This is a genomic window from Paenibacillus sp. XY044 (genome assembly GCF_002257645.1).
GTDB lineage: Bacteria > Bacillota > Bacilli > Paenibacillales > Paenibacillaceae > Paenibacillus_AQ.
The window spans coordinates 217,224-236,254 of the sequence record NZ_NQMO01000002.1; the positions used below are offsets into that span (position 1 = coordinate 217,224).

The window sequence follows — 19,031 nt, forward strand, 5'->3', positions numbered from 1 at the left end:
GAGCCTGGCTTACAGAGAGAGGGGGAAGCATTGTGGGAATCGGTTCATGGGCAGGGCTGTGGTTTGCGCTCAGCATACCGGCGATTCTGCTGATGTATTTGCTCAAACGCAAGTTTATAGACACCACCGTGCCCAGCCACCTGCTGTGGGACCGGGTGCTGAAAAATATCGAAGCCAACCGCCCATGGCAGAAGCTGCAAAATCGTCTGCTGCTGTGGCTGCAGCTGCTTGCCGCCGCGCTGCTCGTTTTTGCCCTGCTGCAGCCTTATCTGTGGGTATCCGGAAATAGCGGGGGGCATATCGTCTTCGTTGCCGATACATCCGGGAGCATGGGTGCAATAGCGGCGCCGCCAGCCGGCAATGCAGAACAGTCTTCCCAGGACCCGCAGGAGACGCGGATCGAACGAATGAAATCCGAGATGAAGCAGTACGCGAAGAAGCATGCCCGCGGCAGCGAGGTTACCCTGCTCAGCATGAAATCCGAGCCCGACGTGATCATTTCCCGGGAAAAGGATGCGAAGCGCATTCAGGATGCGATCGACGGTCTCACGCCTTACTACGGTCAGGCGGCGTATAATGAGACGCTGTCGCTGGCCTCTGCGCTTACGCGGGAGGAGCAGAACGCGGAGGTTGTTCTTTTTACGGACGGCGAATGGAAGGGCGCCAGCGACCAGGTGACGTTTGAAGTTCCTGCACACACAGTCCTGGTTGGAAACGGTCCGGTGAAAAATGCCGGCATCCAGCAGTTTGGCATTCAGCAGGGCAAGGAAGGTAATGATGCGGTGGCCGTGCTCGGCTCGAGCGGGACATGGGATGCGCCGGTCGATGTACGCATTTATGGGGACAACAAGCTGCTGCGTACCGAATCGGCTGATCTTGCCCGGCACAGCGCCACGCTGGTTCTGCAGTCTCTGCCGCCGGCTGACGTGTACCGGATTGAGCTGGATGGCGATGACGGATATGCCGCGGACAATGCGGCCTATGCTTTTGGAAAAAACAGCCGGGAGCCGAGCATTCTGCTGCTGACGCCGGGCAATCTGTTTCTGGAGAAGGCGCTGCAGTTGACCGGAGCACAGGTGACCCGTATGACAACAGAAGAGACGGGCTCGATTGATACCGCGAAAACAGGGAATCCGGGGAACAGCACATCTGTCCCACAGGTTCCCAAGGAGCGGCCGGATTTGATCGTTGTGGACGGGCAGGCGCCTGCTTTTACGAAGGAAGGTTCCTGGAAGCAGCTGCTTGAAGAGACCCCGCTGTGGTCGATCGGCGGCAGCGGTCCGGAAGTCAAGGTGAACGGTCAGGATCCTAAAGTATCCGATCATCCGGTGAACCGGTACATCACGCTGAAAGGCCTCTACGTGGGCGAGCTGCACAAGGAACCGCTGCCGGCCTGGGCCGAGCCGCTGGTGACGATCGGCGGTACGCCGGCCATATATGCAGGCAAGGAAGCGGGACATCCGCGGCTGTCGTTTCTGTTCCGGCTGCAGGACACGGATCTGCCGTTGTCGGCGGAATTTCCGATCCTCGTCCATAACGCGGTTTCTTGGCTGAACGAAGGCGAAGGTATGGGCCTCGGCAGGGTAACAGCCGGATCGGGCATGGAGGTGCCGATCGCAGCGGATGCGGAGCAAGCGGAATGGAAGGTGCAGCATACCGGGGTGCCTGGTGCGGGAGCGCCGGTTCCGGAGGTGCAAAAACGGGAGCGGGCGATATCCTCCCTGCAGACGGCGCCGCAAGTACCCGGATTGTATGTTTTTGAAGAGCGAAACAGTCAGGGGAACACCACCAGCTATCTGGTGGAGGCGGCTGCCGATCCTTTTGAGGGGACCTTTGCCTCCTCTAAACCGGTTGTTTTGAAATCGGGCCAAGACGATACAGGCAGGGCTGAGGCAGGTGCCGGAGAACAGGCAGGGAATCCGGGAACGGATGGGAAAATCGGTCAAAGCCGCTACTCGCTCATGTGGCTGGCCGCCGCCGTCGTGCTGCTGATGATCGTGACTGAATGGGGGGTGTACCAGCGTGGGCGTTCAATTTAATCACCCTTGGCTGCTGCTCTTGCTCCTTCCGCTGGCGCTTCTGATGGTGTATGCGTACAAATCGGACTTTCGCCTGGCCGGCCGCCGCAAAACCTGGGCGATCGCCATCCGTTCCGTGATCCTGCTGCTGCTCGTGCTGATGCTGTCCGGATTGCAGTCCTACACCGTTTTGCACCAAAAAAAGGTCGTATATGTCGTCGACCGCTCGATGAGCATGACGGACACGGAAAGCGCCGAAGCGTTTATTGGACAATCGGCGAAAGGCAAGCAGGCGAAGGACACGATCGCGGTGGTATCGTCGGGTCTGGACGCGGCCGTCGAGCAAAAAGAGACCCGCGAGCTTACGGACTCCCTTCGGCTTAATGCGGACCTGAAGCGGGAATACACGAATTTGGAAGCAGGCATGATGCTCTCCGGGAGCATGCTGGACAGCCGCTCGGATTCCCGGGTCGTCTTGATCACCGACGGAGAGGAGAATGTCGGCAGCATGCTGTCGGCCGGACGGCTGCTGAAGGATCAGGGCATCCCGGTTGACGTGCTGGAGATGCCTTCGTCCGAACAGCAGGACGTATCCGTGGAGGAGGTCAAAGTTCCGGAGAAGCTCTACCAAGCAGAGTCCTATTATATTGAAGTGCTGGTGCGAAGCACCTATAAAGGCAAAGGCGAGCTCCGCCTGTATGAAGACAACGCCGAGATCGGACGCGAGTCGGTGGATGTAACCCCGGGAGACAACCGGTATGCCGTAAAGGGGCTGGCGAAAAAAACGGGGCTTCACCGCTACCGTGCCGAAATTTTCATGGACGGCGACCGCCAGTCGGCCAACAATGCGGGATACGCCTTTACCCGGGTGGACGGCCCGCCCAAGGTGCTGATCGTGGAAGGCCAGAAGGGAAACGCGGCCAATCTCGCGTCAGCCCTCTCTTCAGGCCTGGTGCAGTACGACCTGATTGATCCGAGTGTCCTGCCGCTGGAGCCTGCGAAATATGCGGCGTATGATTCCATTATTTTTAACAATGTATCCGGTGACCAGGTCGGTGAGCGGCGGATGGCTATGATCGAATTGGCTGTCCGCACCTACGGGGTCGGCTTCATGATGGCCGGAGGCGAAGACAGCTACGGCATGGGCGGCTATTTCAAGACGCCGATCGAAAAGCTGCTCCCTGTCTCCATGGAGCTTGAGGGCAAACGGGAGATCCCGTCCCTCGGCCTGATTCTGGTCATCGACCGTTCGGGAAGCATGGGCGGGGACAAAATGGAACTTGCCAAGGAAGCGGCGATCCGTACGGTGGAGATGCTGAGATCCAAGGACACGGTCGGCGTGCTCGCTTTTGATTCCCAGCCGTGGTGGGTGGTGACGCCTCAGCCCCTGGCTAATGGTAAGGAGGACGTCATCTCGCAGATTCAGTCCATCCAAAGCGAGGGCGGGACTGATATTTACCCGGCTGCGGCGTCCGCTGTAGAGGAAATGCTGAAGGTCAAAGCCCAGCGGAAGCACATCATTCTGATGACCGACGGGCAGTCGGCCGGTAATGGCGGGTACAGCGATTTGATCGAGCAAATGAAGGGCGGCAAAATCACGATGTCCACGGTTGCGGTCGGGATGGACGCGGATGTCAATCTGCTGCAGTCGCTGGCTGATGAGGCCAAGGGACGATACTATTTTGTGGATGACGCTTCTTCGATACCGTCGATTTTCAGCCGCGAAGCCGCGATGATGTCCAAGTCCTACATCGTGGACAAGCCGTTTGTGCCGGCGCTGCAAAATGGCGGAGATTGGACCTCCTTGTTCGAAAATGGCGTGCCGCAAGTTTACGGCTATGTCGCCACGACGCCGAAGCAGGGGGCGCAGACGGTGCTGACCAGTCCGGAGCCTGACCCGCTGTTGGCGAGGTGGCAGTACGGATCCGGCAGGTCCGTCGCCTGGACGAGCGACCTGATGGGCAAATGGTCGAAGGACTGGGTAGCCTGGCCCGCCTTCTCCAATGTCATGACCCAAATGGTGAAGTGGACTTTCCCGCAGTTTACGGCTTCCCCGTATGAGGTAAGCACGCAGATCGAGGGGAACCAGGTCCGTTTTGAAGTCAAATCGGATACGGCTGGCACGGATAAGCTGCAGGCGGTCATTACCGGGGATGATCTGCAGGAGCATAAGGTGGATCTCGTTCAGGAAGCGCCGGGAAGCTATACCGGAGAGCTCCCGGTGGACCAGTCCGGTTCGTATCTGATGACGCTGCTCGATGGCAGCGGCAAGCCGGCTGCGCCCGGCACCGGGCTGGTCGTCCCTTACTCCCCGGAATACCGGATTGCTGACAGGAATGCGGATCAGGAGCTTCAGCGGTTGGCTGAGCTGACCGGAGGCCGGATGCTGTCGATGGACCATCCGGAGCAGGTATTTGCCGCCAAAGCGAAGCCGAGCCGCCAGCTCCATGATTGGAGCTATGCGCTGCTGGCGGCGGCCTTGGTGCTGTGGGTGGCGGACATTGCCGTCCGCCGCCTGGCGCTCCCATGGGGCGCCATCGCTGCGCGGGCCGCCGCCATCCTGCGGCGGCGGCAAGCTCCGGCCGGCGGGGCGGAGGCCCTGGACGCCGGCCTGGGCAGGCTGGCGGCGCGCAAGCAGCGCACCGCCGCCTTCTACGGCGGCCGCACCGCCGGGCCGCCGGCACCGGCGCCGCAGGCGCGCGCGGAGCGCGGCGCGGCTGGCGCCAGCGGGCGCAGCCCGCAGGAAGCCGGAGCGGAGCGTCCGGCTTCAGGGGCGTCCCGCCCGGCGGCGGAGGCGAAGCCGCCTCGCGGGGCGCCTGCAGCCCGGCCGCCAGAGGCCGGGCCGGGCAAGGAAGTTGCGGCGCAAAGCCCGCCGCAGCCGGAAGAAGGGCGGTCCGCAGCGATGGACCGCCTGCTGGCCGCCCGTAAGCGGAACCCGCGCTAGGGCGGCCAGCCAAAGACACAGGCGGGTCCAATCCATCTGGAGGACCTGCCCCAAATTTACTCAAACGAAAGAACCCCTTGGAGGCAGGAGGGCTGAAGCCCGCCAGTGAGTGCCATTCCAAAGGGTTCTTTTTCATATGAATTTTCAATTAGCATATGTGTTTCAATGATAACATCTTGCTTAGGAGAACGTCGTTCCCTGCGGATTCCCGCTGGTGGGAAGCTCCCAACTGCACGTCATCGTCAGCACATCCCCGCTCAGCTCGGCTGACAGCCGGCCGCCCATCTTCTCCATCAGGCTGCGGGCGATGGACAGGCCCAGGCCGGTCCCTTTGCCGGAGCGTGTTTGGTCCGCTGTATAGAACCGGTCAAACAGCAGGGAGGGATCGGTACCGACGAGATGCGGGGCATCATTGCGGATGACCAGCACGGCCTCGTTGTTTTGCCGCTTTAGCCCGATCCCGACTTCGCCGCGCGTGTGCTTGATCGTATTGAGCAGCAGGTTTTCGATGACCCGTTTGACGGCGGACTCATCCGCAAACCCGATGATATCCTCCTCAGGAAACTCAAGCAGTGGGGTAATGCCGCAGTCGGTGAACTGGTCGTACAGGCTCATGATCACGTCCTGCAGTACCGGAACGAAACGGATGCGCGCCGGTTTCAGCTCATAATCGGTGGACTCGATCACGGACAGCTCAAAAAAATCGTTCAACAGCGCCTGCAGTCGTTGCGAGCGATGTTTAATAACGCTTAAGTAGGCATGCCTTTCCTCGGGGCTGAGATCGTCGGCCTCCAGCAGTTGGATGTAGCCGAAAATCGACGTCAGCGGCGTGCGGATATCATGGGACATGTTGGCGATCGCCTGCTTCAGCTCATTCTCCGTTCTGCGCCGCAGGGCGCCGCTCTCGATCACCCGGTCCATCAAACGGTTGATTTCAGTCGCAAGCGTTTCGAGATCTTTTTCATAAAAGGACAGATCGGTCTTCTTACCCGATCTACCTTCGTTGTAGCTCTTCAGCTGGACGATCATTCGCCGAAGTTCCCCTCGCATCCGCAGGAGGCGGACGATGAGCAGGGCAATTGCGGCGATGGCGAGAATCGTGAGGTAAATGATCGTTTGTCCGCCTCCTTTGAATAGATTGGTTCAAACCAGGGTTAGTCAAAGTCGAAACAGATCCTCCTCGTCACTTAATCTCCTTCTTCCGGAAGGCCAGAATCCCCAAAGCTCCAAAAATCAGGAACCAGACGACCGGAACAACGGTCATGGCGGTGAGCTGTCCGCTGCTTCGTTCCAGGATCGGTACGTTATTAACCAGCTTGAAGACGGAGTAGTCGTACAGCGTGCCGATGAAGGGAATGTATCCACCGGCTCCGGCGATCAGGGAATCGGCCAGCAGGAACAGGATAAACAAAAATCCGATCGATTTGCCGCTGTCGGTCAGCAGGGTGGAGAACAGGGCGGCGATCGCGGCGTAACCGGCCGCATACAGCACGGTGAGCCCTAGGGCGCGCAGTACGTAAGGCAGCGGTAACGTTTCCGCGTCCCCGTTTGCGATCATCATCACGGCTGTCGACACTACAGGCAGGACGAGCGCAAGCACGGCCGCGCCGGCGGTGAAGACGAGCAGCTTCGCGATGAACAGCCGGATCCGGCTGTTGCCTGAAGATGCCATGCACTTCATGACGCCGGTCGAATATTCGCTGGAAATGAAGAAACCGGCCAGCAGGGCGGCGGAAAATTTCAGCACATAGGCGTTGCCGGCCAGCACATTTTGCATAAACTCCAGGCTCGTGATTTCCGGCTCGCCGGCGGTATGGTCCATGATGACGAGCAAGGGGTACACGATGGCGGCCGCGGCAATGCACAGCAGCAGGGTCCGGAACGAGAGGTCCTTGCGCAGCTTGAACCATTCCGCTTTGATTACGTTGCTCATGGCTGCACACCCCCGATCCGTTTGGCAAAAAACGTCTCCAGATCTTCGCCTTTTGGCATAAACTGCTCAATCTCCAGTCCGGATGCCACGAGTGCGGTCGATACGCGCCCCGGATGCTCCAAGTGATCGTAGAGCTGAATGGACCCGTCCGGCATGACCTCGAATTCCGTGGTGTCCAGACGGTTCTGCAGGACCGATGCCGCTGCGGCGGGGTCGTTGACTTTGATATGAATGAACTGCCGACATTTCTCTTGCAGCTCCTTGGCCGTCAGCTCCTCTAGCAGCACGCCGCGGTGAATGATGCCATAATGGGTGGCCAGCAGATGAAGTTCGCTTAAAATATGGCTGGAGATCAGGATCGTAATTCTTCGTTCCTGGTTCAGCCGTATAAGCAGTTCGCGCATTTCGACGACGCCCATGGGGTCAAGTCCATTGGTGGGCTCGTCCAGAATGAGAAACTCCGGATCACCCAGCAGGGCGATCGCGAGGCCCAACCGCTGCTTCATCCCTAGCGAGAAGTTTTTCGCTTTTTTCCGACCTGTCCCTTCCAGGCCCACCAGTTCGAGCGTTCGCTTTACGCTGTCTTTTCCGGGAATGCCCCGAAGAAGCCGGTTGGCTTCGACGTTCTCCTCCGCCGACATTTGCGGGTAGAGCGCAGGGCTTTCAATAATGGATCCGATCCGTTTGCGCGCTTCGTTCGTTTCCACAGGTCCGCTGTATCCGAACAGCTCCACCGAGCCTTCCGTCGGAAAGGCCAGCCCCGCGGCGATGCGGATAAGCGTGGATTTGCCGGCTCCGTTTTGCCCGATGAATCCGTAAATGGATCCCCGTTTGATCGAGAGATTCACCTTATCCAAAGCGATGCCGTTTTTGAATTTTTTAGTGAGATTCGTGGTGCGAAGAACATATTCGCTCATAGTTTTCTCGTCAGCCTCCCTCCAGTGATAGGCTTCAGTGTATTCCGGAAAGCGTAAGAGAAGTTTAAGGCAATTCTTAAGAAAGGCTTAAGTCGGAGAGCCGTGCTGCGATCGGTACAAGTTCTTTCGAATCCATCCGCGCTTTAAGGCTTCAGCCGGTAACCGATGCCCCAGACGGTTTCGATCCATTCCTCGCCGGGATAAGCCTTGGACAGCTTGCTGCGCAGATTGCTCATGTGCACGTTGACGGTATTGTCATCCCCGAAAAATTCCTCGCCCCAGACGCTCTCATATAAGTTGGATTTGGAAAATACCTTTTTGGGCGACGACATGAGCAGATGAAGGATTTCGTACTCGCGGGCGGTCAGGGAAATAGGCTCGCCGTCGGCATGCACGGTCTTTGCTTCCGGATCGAGCACCAAATTTTTGTGCGTATAGATCACCGGCTTGCCGGTATTAACAGCATGATGGACTCGTCTCAGATGCGAGTCGATGCGTGCAGACACTTCCTCGATGTCGAACGGCTTCGTGATGTAGTCGTCGGCGCCGCCGCGGAGGGCGGCGATTTTTCCGGACTGATCACCTTTGGCGGATATGATTAAAACCGGGGGAGCACCGTGTTCCCGAACTTCGCTCAGTACCTCCTCGCCGGACAGGCCCGGAAGCATCAAATCCAGAAGAACCATATCCCAGGGCTGCTGCTTCAAATATATAAGTGCCTCCGTACCGGAAAAGGCGGGCTGTGCGGTATATCCGCTGCGGCGGACGATGCTGCAGAGCAGGCGGCTGATATCGTTATCATCCTCCACGATCAGAATGTGCGTATTTCCGTTCATTTGACGTTTCACCTCGGTTACATGCAGTTGGATTACGTATTATCATACTTGATGGACCGGGGCAATTCCAACGTTTTTGCTGTTTCAGGGCCGAACAGGGGGGGTCATAGATGGGAGACGCGTCAGCCTGCAAATGCTTGAAACTATTGCCAGACGAAGGGCAGCTATGACCCGGTCCAATCCCGCTCGGCTCTTGGCTTCGTCCGGGATTCATTCCTCCGGCATCCAACATGATTTGCTCCGCATAATGACCATCTTCATGGGGAATGGTGATAAAGGTTATGGAAAAGAAGAATGGCAAGTGTTATAATAAGTCAAAATGAAACATTCAAGCGGATGTTCTTCTAAGCCGCCGGGTTTCTCCGTGCTTTCAAGTGTGCCCGCTTCATGTTAATTTCCCAGAAATACTGAGGAGGATAACCATGACTGACAAGAATCAAGCGATTGACAAGGCCGAGAACGCGACGATCGATAATCTGTCGATTACGACGATTCGTACCCTCGCGATCGATGCGATCGAAAAAGCCAACTCCGGACATCCGGGTATGCCGATGGGCTCTGCGCCAATGGGATACCAGCTGTTCGCGAAAACCATGAACCACAATCCGGAGAATCCGACTTGGATTAACCGCGACCGTTTTGTTCTCTCCGCTGGACACGGCTCCATGCTGCTGTACAGCCTGCTTCACCTGAGCGGATACGATCTTCCAATGGAAGAACTGAAACAATTCCGTCAATGGGGAAGCCTGACTCCAGGTCACCCAGAGTTCGGTCACACCGCTGGCGTTGACGCGACGACAGGTCCTCTTGGACAAGGCGTGGCTATGGCCGTTGGTATGGCACTGGCTGAAGAACAGCTGGCAGCAACTTACAATAAAGACAACTACAAAGTGGTTGACCACTATACGTACGCGATCTGCGGCGACGGCGACCTGATGGAAGGCATTTCACATGAGGCTGCTTCCTTGGCGGGCCATCAACAGCTCGGCAAGCTGATCATGCTGTACGATTCCAATGACATTTCCCTCGACGGTAAACTCAACCTGTCCTTCTCCGAAAACGTGCAGAAGCGTTTCGAAGCCTACGGATGGCAAGTACTGCGCGTTGAAGACGGTAACGATCTTCCGGCAATCGAGAAAGCCATTGCCGAGGCGCAAGCCGATACGAGCAAACCGACGCTGATCGAAGTGAAAACTGTCATCGGTTACGGAAGCCCGAACAAACAAGGTAAAGGCGGCCATGGCGGTACTCACGGATCCCCACTGGGTGCTGATGAAGCCAAGCTGACCAAAGAATTCTACAAATGGGTATACGAAGAAGACTTCTACGTGCCTGAAGAAGTTCGCGCTCATTTTGCGAAAGTGAAAGAGCACGGCGTGAAAGTCAACAAAGAATGGACCGAGCAGTTCGAAGCTTACAAGAAAGCTTATCCTGAACTGGCCGGTCAATTCGAAAAAGCCGTTGCCGGCGAACTTGCCGAAGGTTGGGATAAGGACCTTCCGAAGTATTCCGTGGAAGACAAAGCCGTATCCACACGCGTTGCTTCCGGTAATGCCCTGAACGGTCTTACAGGCGGCGTACCACAGCTGCTGGGCGGATCCGCTGACCTGGAAAGTTCCACGATGACTCACCTGAACAACTTGTCCAACTTCACGCCTGACAGCCGCGAAGGCCGCAACATCTACTTCGGCGTACGCGAATTCGCGATGGCTGCAGTCATGAACGGCGTGACGCTGCATGGCGGACTGAAAGTATTCGGCGGTACGTTCTTCGTATTTACCGACTACCTGCGTCCGGCGGTTCGCCTGGCTTCCATCATGAAGCTGCCTGTCACTTACGTTCTGACTCATGACAGTATTGCGGTTGGTGAAGACGGTCCTACCCATGAACCGATCGAACAGCTTGCATCGCTGCGCATCATTCCTGGATTGACTGTGCTCCGTCCGGCTGACGCCAACGAAACATCGGCTGCCTGGGCTTACACAGTTGAAAATAAAGAAAACCCGGTTGCGCTCGTATTGACGCGCCAAAACCTGCCAATCTTGGCCGCTACAGCAGAGGGCGCACGCGAAGGCATCAAGCGCGGTGCTTATGTGGTAGCCGACGCGAAGAACGGCAAACCTCAAGCGCAAATTATTGCAACGGGTTCCGAAGTACAGCTGGCTGTGAAAGCTGCCGAAGCGTTGTCCAAAGAGGGCATCGAAGTTCGTGTCATCAGCATGCCAAGCTGGGATCTGTTCGAAAAACAAGATCAAGCTTACAAAGATTCCGTCCTGCTGCCTGACGTCAAAGCGCGTCTTGCCATCGAAATGGCTTCTCCATTCGGTTGGGAACGTTATGTCGGCGACAAAGGCGACATTCTCGGCATCTCCATCTTTGGCGCATCCGCTCCTGGCAACCGCGTCATCGAAGAATACGGATTTACGGTGGACAATGTAGTCAGCCGTGTCAAAGCGCTGCTGTAAGGTCTAGCCGTTTAATTCATATTTTGAGTTTAAAAGGAGCAGTGAGCACATGTCGCAGTTCAGCAATGCCACCATCGTCAAAGCAGCCAACGTTTATTATGACGGCCAGGTGACCAGCCGCACCGTCATTCTGGAAGATGGTAGCAAGGTTACGCTCGGAATCATGCTTCCGGGCACGTATGAATTTGGGACGGACGGTCCTGAAATTATGGAAATCCTATCCGGCCACCTGAAGGTCCTTCTTCCCGGTGAAGAATCCTGGCAAGAAATTCAGGGAGCACACACGTTTCACGTGCCTGCCCATTCCAAATTCGCTCTGGAAGTGTTCAGCGTAACCGATTACTGCTGCTCCTATATAGATTGAACTAAAGAAAGTCATATCTCTGGAACGTGAATCCCAAGGAGTAAGAAGTACAAAACTTTAGTTCATTCTATGTACCCGGCGGAGTAACGAAAAAGGGTAAGTCCGTCATCTGGCGGACTTACCCTTTTCTCTCCGGTTAACATCTTTTCTGCATAATTTGGAGCTGTTCCATTCAACCTATGGCTGTATATGGAAGGAGCCTGCCTCTGATTATTGCAGCGGCTTGCCGCCGATCGTCTGTCCGATCCATGCTTCATAGCATTTGACGACAGCGGACAAGTCCTCATCTCCGAAGCCCTGCGTCTGTCCGGCTTGAAACAGGCTTTTCGCCAGGTTCAGCATCGGGGACGGTACGCTGGTGGCATCGGTGAGGGAGGAGGCAAGCTTCAAGTCTTTGAGCATCAGCGCAAGGGAGAACTGGTTGCTGAAGTCGTGATCAATGATTTTGCGGCCTTTCAAATCCGCTGCCTTACTGCCGGCCGAACCGAGCTGCACAAGCTCAAGGAAGCTGTCCGCAGGAATGCCGGATTTGGCGGCGATGGCGAAGCCTTCCGCCAGGGCCAGATTGTTGATTCCGACCATCGTGTTATGGGCGAGCTTGGCAACGGAACCGCTGCCGCTAGGTCCCATATGGATGACCTTCTTGCCTAGCGTATCAAACAGGCCGGATGCGGCTTCCACCACGGAAGCTTCTCCGCCGACCATAAATACGAGCGTGCCGTCGATAGCCGCCGGCTTGCTGCCGGTAACCGGTGCGTCGAGGAAATAGGCTCCGAGCTTGTGAACCTCGGCGGCCAGCTCCTTGACGAGCCCGGGGGAAATGGTGCTGCTGTCAATGACGGTGGTGCCTTGAGCCAGCGTTTTCAGAATGCCGTCCTCGCCGTAAAACACCTCGCGGATGGAATCGTCATTGCTGACCATGGTGATGACCGCATCCTGTCCCGCAGCCGCTTCGGCGGGAGTGGTGGCTTGGGACGCGCCTTCCTGGACAAGCGGTTCGGCCTTGGAAGCCGTGCGGTTATAGACGGTTACCTCGTAACCTTGTTTTAACAGATTGGAAGCCATGGGCGCTCCCATGGTGCCCAGTCCGATGAAGCCTATTTTTTTCATGAGAATCACCTTTTCCTGTGGGATATAAGCATTCATTAAGTTTACCACGAGGCCATGCGACAATCCATGGGGGAAGAAGTGAAATAGTGGGTGGATAAGCTTCATATTGTCCTTGCCAAATGCAGTCAAATTACAGTATCCTATTCTAAAGCTGTTTTTTTCGGAGCGTAAATAGAATAGAGATGAAGCCAAACTAGGAGGTTTACATTAGATATGTCTACCAAATTAAATTTCGATTACAGTAAGGCGCTCTCCTTTATCGGTCAGCACGAAGTGGATTATCTGGCGGAGCCGATCCGACTCGCTCACGAGCAGCTTCATAACAAGACAGGCGTCGGTTCTGACTTCTTGGGATGGATCGATCTTCCTACCCAATACGACAAGGAAGAATTTGCACGCATCCAAAAAGCAGCAGCAAAAATCCAAAGCGATTCTGACGTTCTGATCGTCATCGGAATCGGCGGATCTTACCTCGGCGCACGCGCGGCGATTGAAGCTCTGTCCCATTCCTTCTATAATGTATTACCAAAGGACAAGCGCAAGACGCCTGAGATCTATTTCGCCGGCAACAACATCAGCTCCACTTACGTGGCTCATTTGCTCGATCAGATTGAAGGCAAGGACTTCTCCGTAAACGTCATTTCCAAGTCCGGCACAACGACGGAGCCTGCGATTGCATTCCGCATTTTCAAAGCCGAGCTGGAGAAGAAATACGGCAAAGAAGAAGCCCGCAAGCGCATCTATGCCACAACCGACAAGGAAAGAGGAGCCCTCAAGAAGCTCGCGAATGAAGAAGGTTATGAGTCCTTTATCATTCCGGACGACGTGGGCGGAAGATATTCCGTACTGACTGCGGTTGGCTTGCTGCCAATTGCCACGGCCGGAATCAACATCGAAGAGATGATGCAGGGTGCCGCTGACGCTTCCAAGGAATTCAGCAACCCGAACGTGCAAGAGAACCTCAGCTACCAATACGCTGCCGTGCGCAACGCACTGTACCGCAAAGGCAAAGCCATCGAGATTCTCGTGAACTACGAGCCTTCTCTTCACTTTGTATCCGAGTGGTGGAAACAGCTGTACGGCGAAAGCGAAGGCAAGGACTACAAAGGTATCTATCCGGCATCCGTCGACTTCTCGACCGATCTGCACTCCATGGGACAATTCGTTCAGGAAGGCAGCCGCAACATTTTCGAAACGGTCATTCAGGTAGAGAATGTAGCGAAGCAAATTACGATCGAAAGCGATCCGGACGATTTGGACGGCCTGAACTTCCTGGCTGGCAAAACGATGGATTTCGTCAACAAAAAAGCCTTCCAAGGCACGATGTTGGCACATACAGACGGACAGGTTCCTAACCTGATCGTAACCGTACCGGATATGACTCCGTATTCCTTCGGATATCTGGTGTACTTCTTTGAAAAGGCGTGCGGTATTAGCGGCTATCTGCTTGGCGTCAATCCGTTTGACCAGCCTGGCGTGGAAGCCTATAAGAAGAACATGTTCGCTTTGCTCGGCAAACCGGGCTACGAAGAAGAAAAAGCGGCGCTGGAAGCAAGACTGTCCGAATAAGAATAATATCAGCAACTTTTGAATAGACGTACAAGGCTAGGGAAGCAGTTCACCGGTTAATCAACAGCGGGGGACTGCTTTCTTGGCAAATGAGAAAGGGCATGAACATGATTGATCGCTATCGGACCGTCCGGGGGGCGGGATCCAAGGAAATTGTCATTAAGAAGTCCCGTTTTATCGGCCATGTGAAACCGGTGGACAGCGAGGATGATGCAAACGCTTTTATCGAAGAAATCAAGAAACTGCACTGGAATGCCACGCATAACTGCTCCTCCTACATGATTGGGGAGAGGGATGAAATCCAGAAGCAGTCGGATGACGGAGAGCCGAGCGGAACGGCGGGCAAGCCGATTCTGGAGGTGATCCGCAGCCAAGGTTTGAAAAATGTGGCGATCGTCGTGACCCGATACTTCGGCGGCATCATGCTGGGGGCGGGGGGGCTGATCCGGGCATACACGGACGGAGCCGTGGCGGCGATTGAAGCGGGTGAAGCCGTTACACGCGTGCTGCACCGCGAGGTTTTTGTAGATATCGACTATACCTGGCTGGGGAAGGTCGAGAACGAGCTTCGGGGCCGCGAGGTCCGAATGGGGGAAACGGTGTTTACGGATAAGGTACGGCTGAAGTGCCTGCCGGAAGACCGCGAAGCGGAGTCGTTTATGTCGTGGATGGTGGACTTGACACAGGGGCAATCCCTGATTACGGAGGGCGAAAAGCTTTATTTTATTGAAGGGGAATAAGGTCTATGGCAAGAAGAGCAGTGGAACAGGAGTTGTCGAGGGAGAGGATTCTGGAAGCGGCCAGGCATTTGTTTGTGACCAAAGGATACCGGGCCATTTCTATGCGCAGTATTGGTCAGCATTTAGGTTACAGTCATGGTTCCTTATATTATCATTTCAAGGAAAAGGCAGAATTGTTCTACGCCATCGTGGTTGAGGATTTCAACAATCTCGCTGTACAGCTGAATAAGGTGCTCAAGGTCGCTCCGACCCAGGATTTGACGAAGGTGGAACAGCTTATGCTGGAATTCATTCGTTTCGGCCTGGACCATCCTTATCAGTACGAGATCATGTTCATGATCCGGGACGAAGAACTGCTGTCCTACTGCCGTTCTGAGCAGGGACGCTGCTTCGAATTGTTCGCCTCCATGGTGCGCCGCTACATGAACGAGGAGGAGCACGGCCCCGATCATTGCCGCAATCTTCCGCTAACGTTATTTTTGTCTATGCACGGATTCATATCGTATTACATTCAGGATCGCGTGACTTTTGAGGAGATTAAACCCGCGGCCATTACGCATGTGAAGATATGCTGCCGCAGTCTGCGGTAATTTTTTTAGCTACTTACTTTATAGCGGTGAATTGGTATTGCGCCAACGTATAAATGCTGTGGTGAGTGTGAGCAAAGCTTGAGGATGATAAGGTGAAGGGGAAGGGCATGAAGAAATGCCTCACACCCCGACACCTGTTTTGTCATGCCTGCTTTCGGAGATACGGCGGTTTTCTTACCCCTCCATAATTTTCACATGGTATTGCCTGCGGCGCGGCCCGTCGAACTCGCAAAAATAAATTCCCTGCCAGCGCCCGAGCAGCAGCTCCCCCTCCGTAATGATCACGGTCTGCGAAGGCCCACAGGTGATCGACTTCAAATGGGATGCCGTGTTGCCTTCGGCGTGGCGGTACTTCGGATGCTCCCACGGATACACCTCATCCAAACGCAGCAGCACATCATGCTTGACGTCCGGATCGGCGTTTTCGTTAATGGCGATGCCGGCGGTCGTGTGCGGACAGTATATCAGCACCGTCCCCTCCTTGACCCTACTCTGATGAACCAGCGAGATAATCTCGCGGGTAATATCCCTCATTTCGTCCCGTGAAGCCGTACTGAATTCTAGGGTATGCAGCATGTAGTCCGTCTCCTTTCCTGGGCTGTTTGCCTAATTTTGGACATGTTATAAGCCTATCATACAGCTGCCGCGCCGCATGCACAATGAACGGCGGGCCTATTCCGCCAATGGATAAAGTTAATCTAGAAGGTAGCTGGAGAGGGAACGGCAATCAGCAGCGTCTCCCCCTCGGCGATATTTTTGTAACTATGCGGCGTTCGGGCATCGTAATAAATGCTGTCGCCTTCTTCGAGCGTGAACCGTTCATTTCCAAGGACGAACTCCAATCGTCCGGTATGGATAAAAAGGAACTCCTCCCCTTCGGGATGGCCAACGCTGACGTCCCCCGATGTTGCGCCTTTTTCGAGAACTCCCCAAATCGGTCCCATCTTGTTGCCGCTTCCGTGACTGAGAGCATATTCTGGAACCCTCGGAATGAACGAGGGGTTTTCGTTCGTTTTTTCTGATGACGATGCTTCGTTTCTCCTCGCCGAACAGATCGGTAAAATTCACGCCCAGAGCGTTAGCTATACGCTTGAGAACGCTTAGGGATGGATTCACCTTGTCGCGTTCGATTTCACTGAGAAAAGACAAAGAGATGGAGGCCATGGTGGAAACCTCTTTGAGTGTCAATTTTTGTTTTTTTCTCGTATTTCGAATGGTATCGCCGATTAAATTCATCAGAATTCCTCCTCACCGAAAATTTCGCTGTGAACGTAATTTTTATGTGTATCATATCGGATATTTGCAGTGGTATCAAGCACTTTGATGCAGAGGGAATTACGCTGTAAAACCGTTGAATTATCAGGGTTTAAGAACTACTATTATATCAGGGTTGATGTGCAGCCTCATACCCGGGTATTTATGCATTTCTTCAACCATTTCCATATGAGCGAAATTTTTGGGATGGTTTCAGGTCCCATTATAAATACGATAGTTGTCCCAAACGATCTACGATTCAGAAAGAAAACCGGAGGATTTCAAATGAACAAAGTCTATAAAGTAGGCGACGCGACCGTAACCCGTGTCACGGAAATGACACTGAGCGGCGTCCCGCCGGAAATTTATTTTGCAGGCTCGTGGGACCCGGAGTTCTTGGAAAAGAATCGGGATACCCTGCCAGCCGGTCTAATCGACGGCGATTCTCAGCTTGTCGTTAGTATTGGAACTTGGGTCGTGAAGACGCCGGACCATACGATCCTTATTGATACAGCAACGGGAAATGATAAAAGTCTTCCGTATAATCCGGAATTGTCCAATCTAAAGCTGCCCTATCTCGAACGTCTCCTGGAGGCGGGGGTTACGCCGGAGGATGTGGACTATGTTCTGTTGACGCATTTGCATGTGGATCATGTCGGCTGGAATACAAGGCTAGCAGACGGTAAATGGGTACCGACGTTTCCGAACGCTACCTATGTATTTCCGCTTGCGGAACAACAATATTACTCCAGCCCGGCCAGCCATAATAAAGAAAACGAACCTAACTTTAACGCATACGAAGAGAGCGTTCTGCCTGTTGTCGAAGCTGGAATGATAAAGACGATCCCTCCCGAGGGGGGAGAGTTCCTCGACTTGTTCAAATTTATTCCGACTCCCGGCCATAGCATCGGTCAAATGTCGATCAGCCTCGCGTCTGGCGGAGAAGAAGCTTTGTTCGGCGCTGACGTGATGCACCATCCGTTTCAGGTATACCATCCCGAGTGGAATTCCATGTATTGCGAATTCACGGAACAAGCAGGCGTCTCCCGACGTTGGGTGCTAGATTATGTCGCGGATCGGCCCATCATTTATTTCAGTACCCATTTTCCGGGGAGTTCTGCGGGGTATGTGACTCGTGACGGCAACGGATTCAAATGGGAATTCATCTAATAAACGATCCTAATCACATTGAAAGGTGCTGACAACATGACGACAAACGATTTTAAGCACGATACACCGATTTTGACCGAAGACCACCGTATCCCCAGCGATACGTCCGGAATCGAACTATATGTACGCAACAAACGTCCGGCTTCCATGAACACGTTCACGAACGAGAAAACGATTGTCATGGTTCACGGTGCCACATATCCGATCGGCAGTTTGTATGACGTTGAATTGGATGGCTTCACATTCTTGGACTACTTGGCCAGCCATGGTTACGACGTGTATGCCGTAGATGTACGCGGCTACGGGGGGTCGACAAGACCCCCTGAGATGGAGCAGCCCGCTGACTCCAACCCTCCGCTGGTTCGCACGGAAACGGGAGTTCGCGACTTAGGCTCGGCGGTAGACTTCGTTTTAAAACATCGAAATTTATCGAAGGTCAACATTTTGGGAATGTCCTGGGGCGGAACGGTCGCCGGGGCTTATACGAGCCGGAACAACGAAAAAGTAAATAAGCTTATTCTTGTTGCGCCTCAGTGGCTGAGCACAAAACCGGTCCCTATCGATACCGGGGGTGCACTCGGCTCCTATCGCCTCGTTCCGGTCGGAAGCACGAAGGAACGCTGGCTAAGCGCCGCCCCTGAAGATAAACGCGGCGATCTGATTCCGGAAGGCTGGTTCGAACAATGGACCGAAGCGACGTTAGCTTCCGATCCGGGAAGCCACTGCGCCCATCCGGGACATATTCGGGCGACCAATGGGCCGATTCTGGACATCCGTGAATACTGGACGGCGAACAGAGCTTTTTATGAGCCCAAGGAGATCACGGTGCCTGTCCTTCTTGTTCACGCGGAATGGGACATCGATGTGCCTCTTGAATTGGCGCAAAACTTCTTCACGTCACTGACCGGCGCCGTTTATCGCCGCTGGGTAGAGATTGGGGAAGGGACGCATATGGTGCTGCTGGAGAAAAACAGGATGCAGGCTTTTCAAGCGATCCGCGGCTTCCTGGAAGAATCGTACATCCCGGCGAAATAACCCGGGTGCAGTGCCCAACATTTCATATGCCTAAAACGAGGCCTGCGGCATGCTGCCGCAGGCTTTTTTCGTACCCACACTTTTGA

General features: G+C 54.8%; 17 protein-coding genes. 9 read left to right on the forward strand and 8 right to left on the reverse strand.

The annotated features are described in order from the left end of the window. Positions 1-32 precede the first annotated feature (32 nt). Together CJP46_RS09185 and CJP46_RS09190 are read left to right on the forward strand one after the other, a co-directional pair. Positions 33-2,039: a vWA domain-containing protein gene (locus CJP46_RS09185; protein WP_094595314.1), complete on the forward strand. Its 2,007-nt coding sequence runs from the start codon at positions 33-35 to the stop codon at positions 2,037-2,039. Then, the gene (locus CJP46_RS09190; RefSeq protein WP_094595315.1) at positions 2,023-4,962 is read left to right on the forward strand and encodes a VWA domain-containing protein; all 2,940 of its coding nucleotides are present in this window, start codon (positions 2,023-2,025) and stop codon (positions 4,960-4,962) included. Before CJP46_RS09185 ends, CJP46_RS09190 begins: the two co-directional genes overlap by 17 nt. 180 nt (positions 4,963-5,142) lie before the next feature. On the opposite strand, the gene CJP46_RS09195 is transcribed toward CJP46_RS09190, so the two are convergent. From CJP46_RS09195 to CJP46_RS09210, 4 genes are all read right to left on the reverse strand, one after another. After that, positions 5,143-5,991 (reverse strand): sensor histidine kinase, encoded by an 849-nt coding sequence (locus tag CJP46_RS09195; protein ID WP_256992276.1) that lies wholly within the window; start codon positions 5,989-5,991, stop codon positions 5,143-5,145. A gap of 154 nt (positions 5,992-6,145) precedes the next feature. Continuing rightward, positions 6,146-6,895 (reverse strand): ABC transporter permease, encoded by a 750-nt coding sequence (locus CJP46_RS09200; RefSeq protein ID WP_094595317.1) that lies wholly within the window; start codon positions 6,893-6,895, stop codon positions 6,146-6,148. Further along, entirely contained in the window at positions 6,892-7,812 is a 921-nt protein-coding gene (locus CJP46_RS09205; protein ID WP_094595318.1) for an ABC transporter ATP-binding protein, read from the reverse strand. Before CJP46_RS09205 ends, CJP46_RS09200 begins: the two co-directional genes overlap by 4 nt. 143 nt (positions 7,813-7,955) lie before the next feature. Beyond that, the gene (locus CJP46_RS09210; RefSeq protein WP_094595319.1) at positions 7,956-8,648 is read right to left on the reverse strand and encodes a response regulator transcription factor; all 693 of its coding nucleotides are present in this window, start codon (positions 8,646-8,648) and stop codon (positions 7,956-7,958) included. Between the two features lie 422 nt (positions 8,649-9,070). On the opposite strand from CJP46_RS09210, the gene tkt reads away from it, so the two are divergent. Further along, complete coding sequence (gene tkt, locus CJP46_RS09215) at positions 9,071-11,113, forward strand: transketolase (RefSeq protein WP_094595320.1); 2,043 nt, start codon at positions 9,071-9,073, stop codon at positions 11,111-11,113. A gap of 49 nt (positions 11,114-11,162) precedes the next feature. Continuing rightward, on the forward strand, positions 11,163-11,477 hold the full coding sequence (gene ppnP / locus CJP46_RS09220) for a pyrimidine/purine nucleoside phosphorylase (RefSeq protein ID WP_094595321.1): 315 nt from the start codon (positions 11,163-11,165) through the stop codon (positions 11,475-11,477). Between the two features lie 210 nt (positions 11,478-11,687). Here ppnP and CJP46_RS09225 read toward each other — a convergent pair whose 3' ends face one another. Next, on the reverse strand, positions 11,688-12,587 hold the full coding sequence (locus CJP46_RS09225) for an NAD(P)-dependent oxidoreductase (protein WP_094595322.1): 900 nt from the start codon (positions 12,585-12,587) through the stop codon (positions 11,688-11,690). Between the two features lie 213 nt (positions 12,588-12,800). On the opposite strand from CJP46_RS09225, the gene CJP46_RS09230 reads away from it, so the two are divergent. The 3 genes from CJP46_RS09230 to CJP46_RS09240 all read left to right on the forward strand — a co-directional run bounded on the left by CJP46_RS09230 (position 12,801) and on the right by CJP46_RS09240 (position 15,486). Beyond that, entirely contained in the window at positions 12,801-14,156 is a 1,356-nt protein-coding gene (locus CJP46_RS09230; protein WP_094595323.1) for a glucose-6-phosphate isomerase, read from the forward strand. A gap of 107 nt (positions 14,157-14,263) precedes the next feature. Next, the gene (locus CJP46_RS09235) at positions 14,264-14,896 is read left to right on the forward strand and encodes a YigZ family protein (protein ID WP_094596115.1); all 633 of its coding nucleotides are present in this window, start codon (positions 14,264-14,266) and stop codon (positions 14,894-14,896) included. 5 nt (positions 14,897-14,901) lie between these two features. Then, positions 14,902-15,486: a TetR/AcrR family transcriptional regulator gene (locus tag CJP46_RS09240; protein ID WP_076173442.1), complete on the forward strand. Its 585-nt coding sequence runs from the start codon at positions 14,902-14,904 to the stop codon at positions 15,484-15,486. Positions 15,487-15,660: 174 nt separating this feature from the next. On the opposite strand, the gene CJP46_RS09245 is transcribed toward CJP46_RS09240, so the two are convergent. From CJP46_RS09245 to CJP46_RS09250, 3 genes are all read right to left on the reverse strand, one after another. Next, positions 15,661-16,062 (reverse strand): secondary thiamine-phosphate synthase enzyme YjbQ, encoded by a 402-nt coding sequence (locus CJP46_RS09245; RefSeq protein ID WP_094595324.1) that lies wholly within the window; start codon positions 16,060-16,062, stop codon positions 15,661-15,663. Positions 16,063-16,184: 122 nt separating this feature from the next. Beyond that, positions 16,185-16,421: a cupin domain-containing protein gene (locus CJP46_RS37025; RefSeq protein WP_256992326.1), complete on the reverse strand. Its 237-nt coding sequence runs from the start codon at positions 16,419-16,421 to the stop codon at positions 16,185-16,187. After that, on the reverse strand, positions 16,306-16,722 hold the full coding sequence (locus tag CJP46_RS09250) for a helix-turn-helix domain-containing protein (protein WP_256992277.1): 417 nt from the start codon (positions 16,720-16,722) through the stop codon (positions 16,306-16,308). Before CJP46_RS09250 ends, CJP46_RS37025 begins: the two co-directional genes overlap by 116 nt. A 303-nt stretch (positions 16,723-17,025) precedes the next feature. Here CJP46_RS09250 and CJP46_RS09255 point away from each other — a divergent pair, with 303 nt between their 5' ends. Together CJP46_RS09255 and CJP46_RS09260 are read left to right on the forward strand one after the other, a co-directional pair. Beyond that, positions 17,026-17,910 carry an MBL fold metallo-hydrolase gene (locus CJP46_RS09255; RefSeq protein WP_094595325.1) on the forward strand — a complete coding sequence of 295 codons (885 nt, stop codon included), beginning with the start codon at positions 17,026-17,028 and terminating at the stop codon, positions 17,908-17,910. 36 nt (positions 17,911-17,946) lie between these two features. Continuing rightward, positions 17,947-18,945 (forward strand): alpha/beta hydrolase, encoded by a 999-nt coding sequence (locus CJP46_RS09260; protein WP_094595326.1) that lies wholly within the window; start codon positions 17,947-17,949, stop codon positions 18,943-18,945. Positions 18,946-19,031 lie beyond the last annotated feature (86 nt).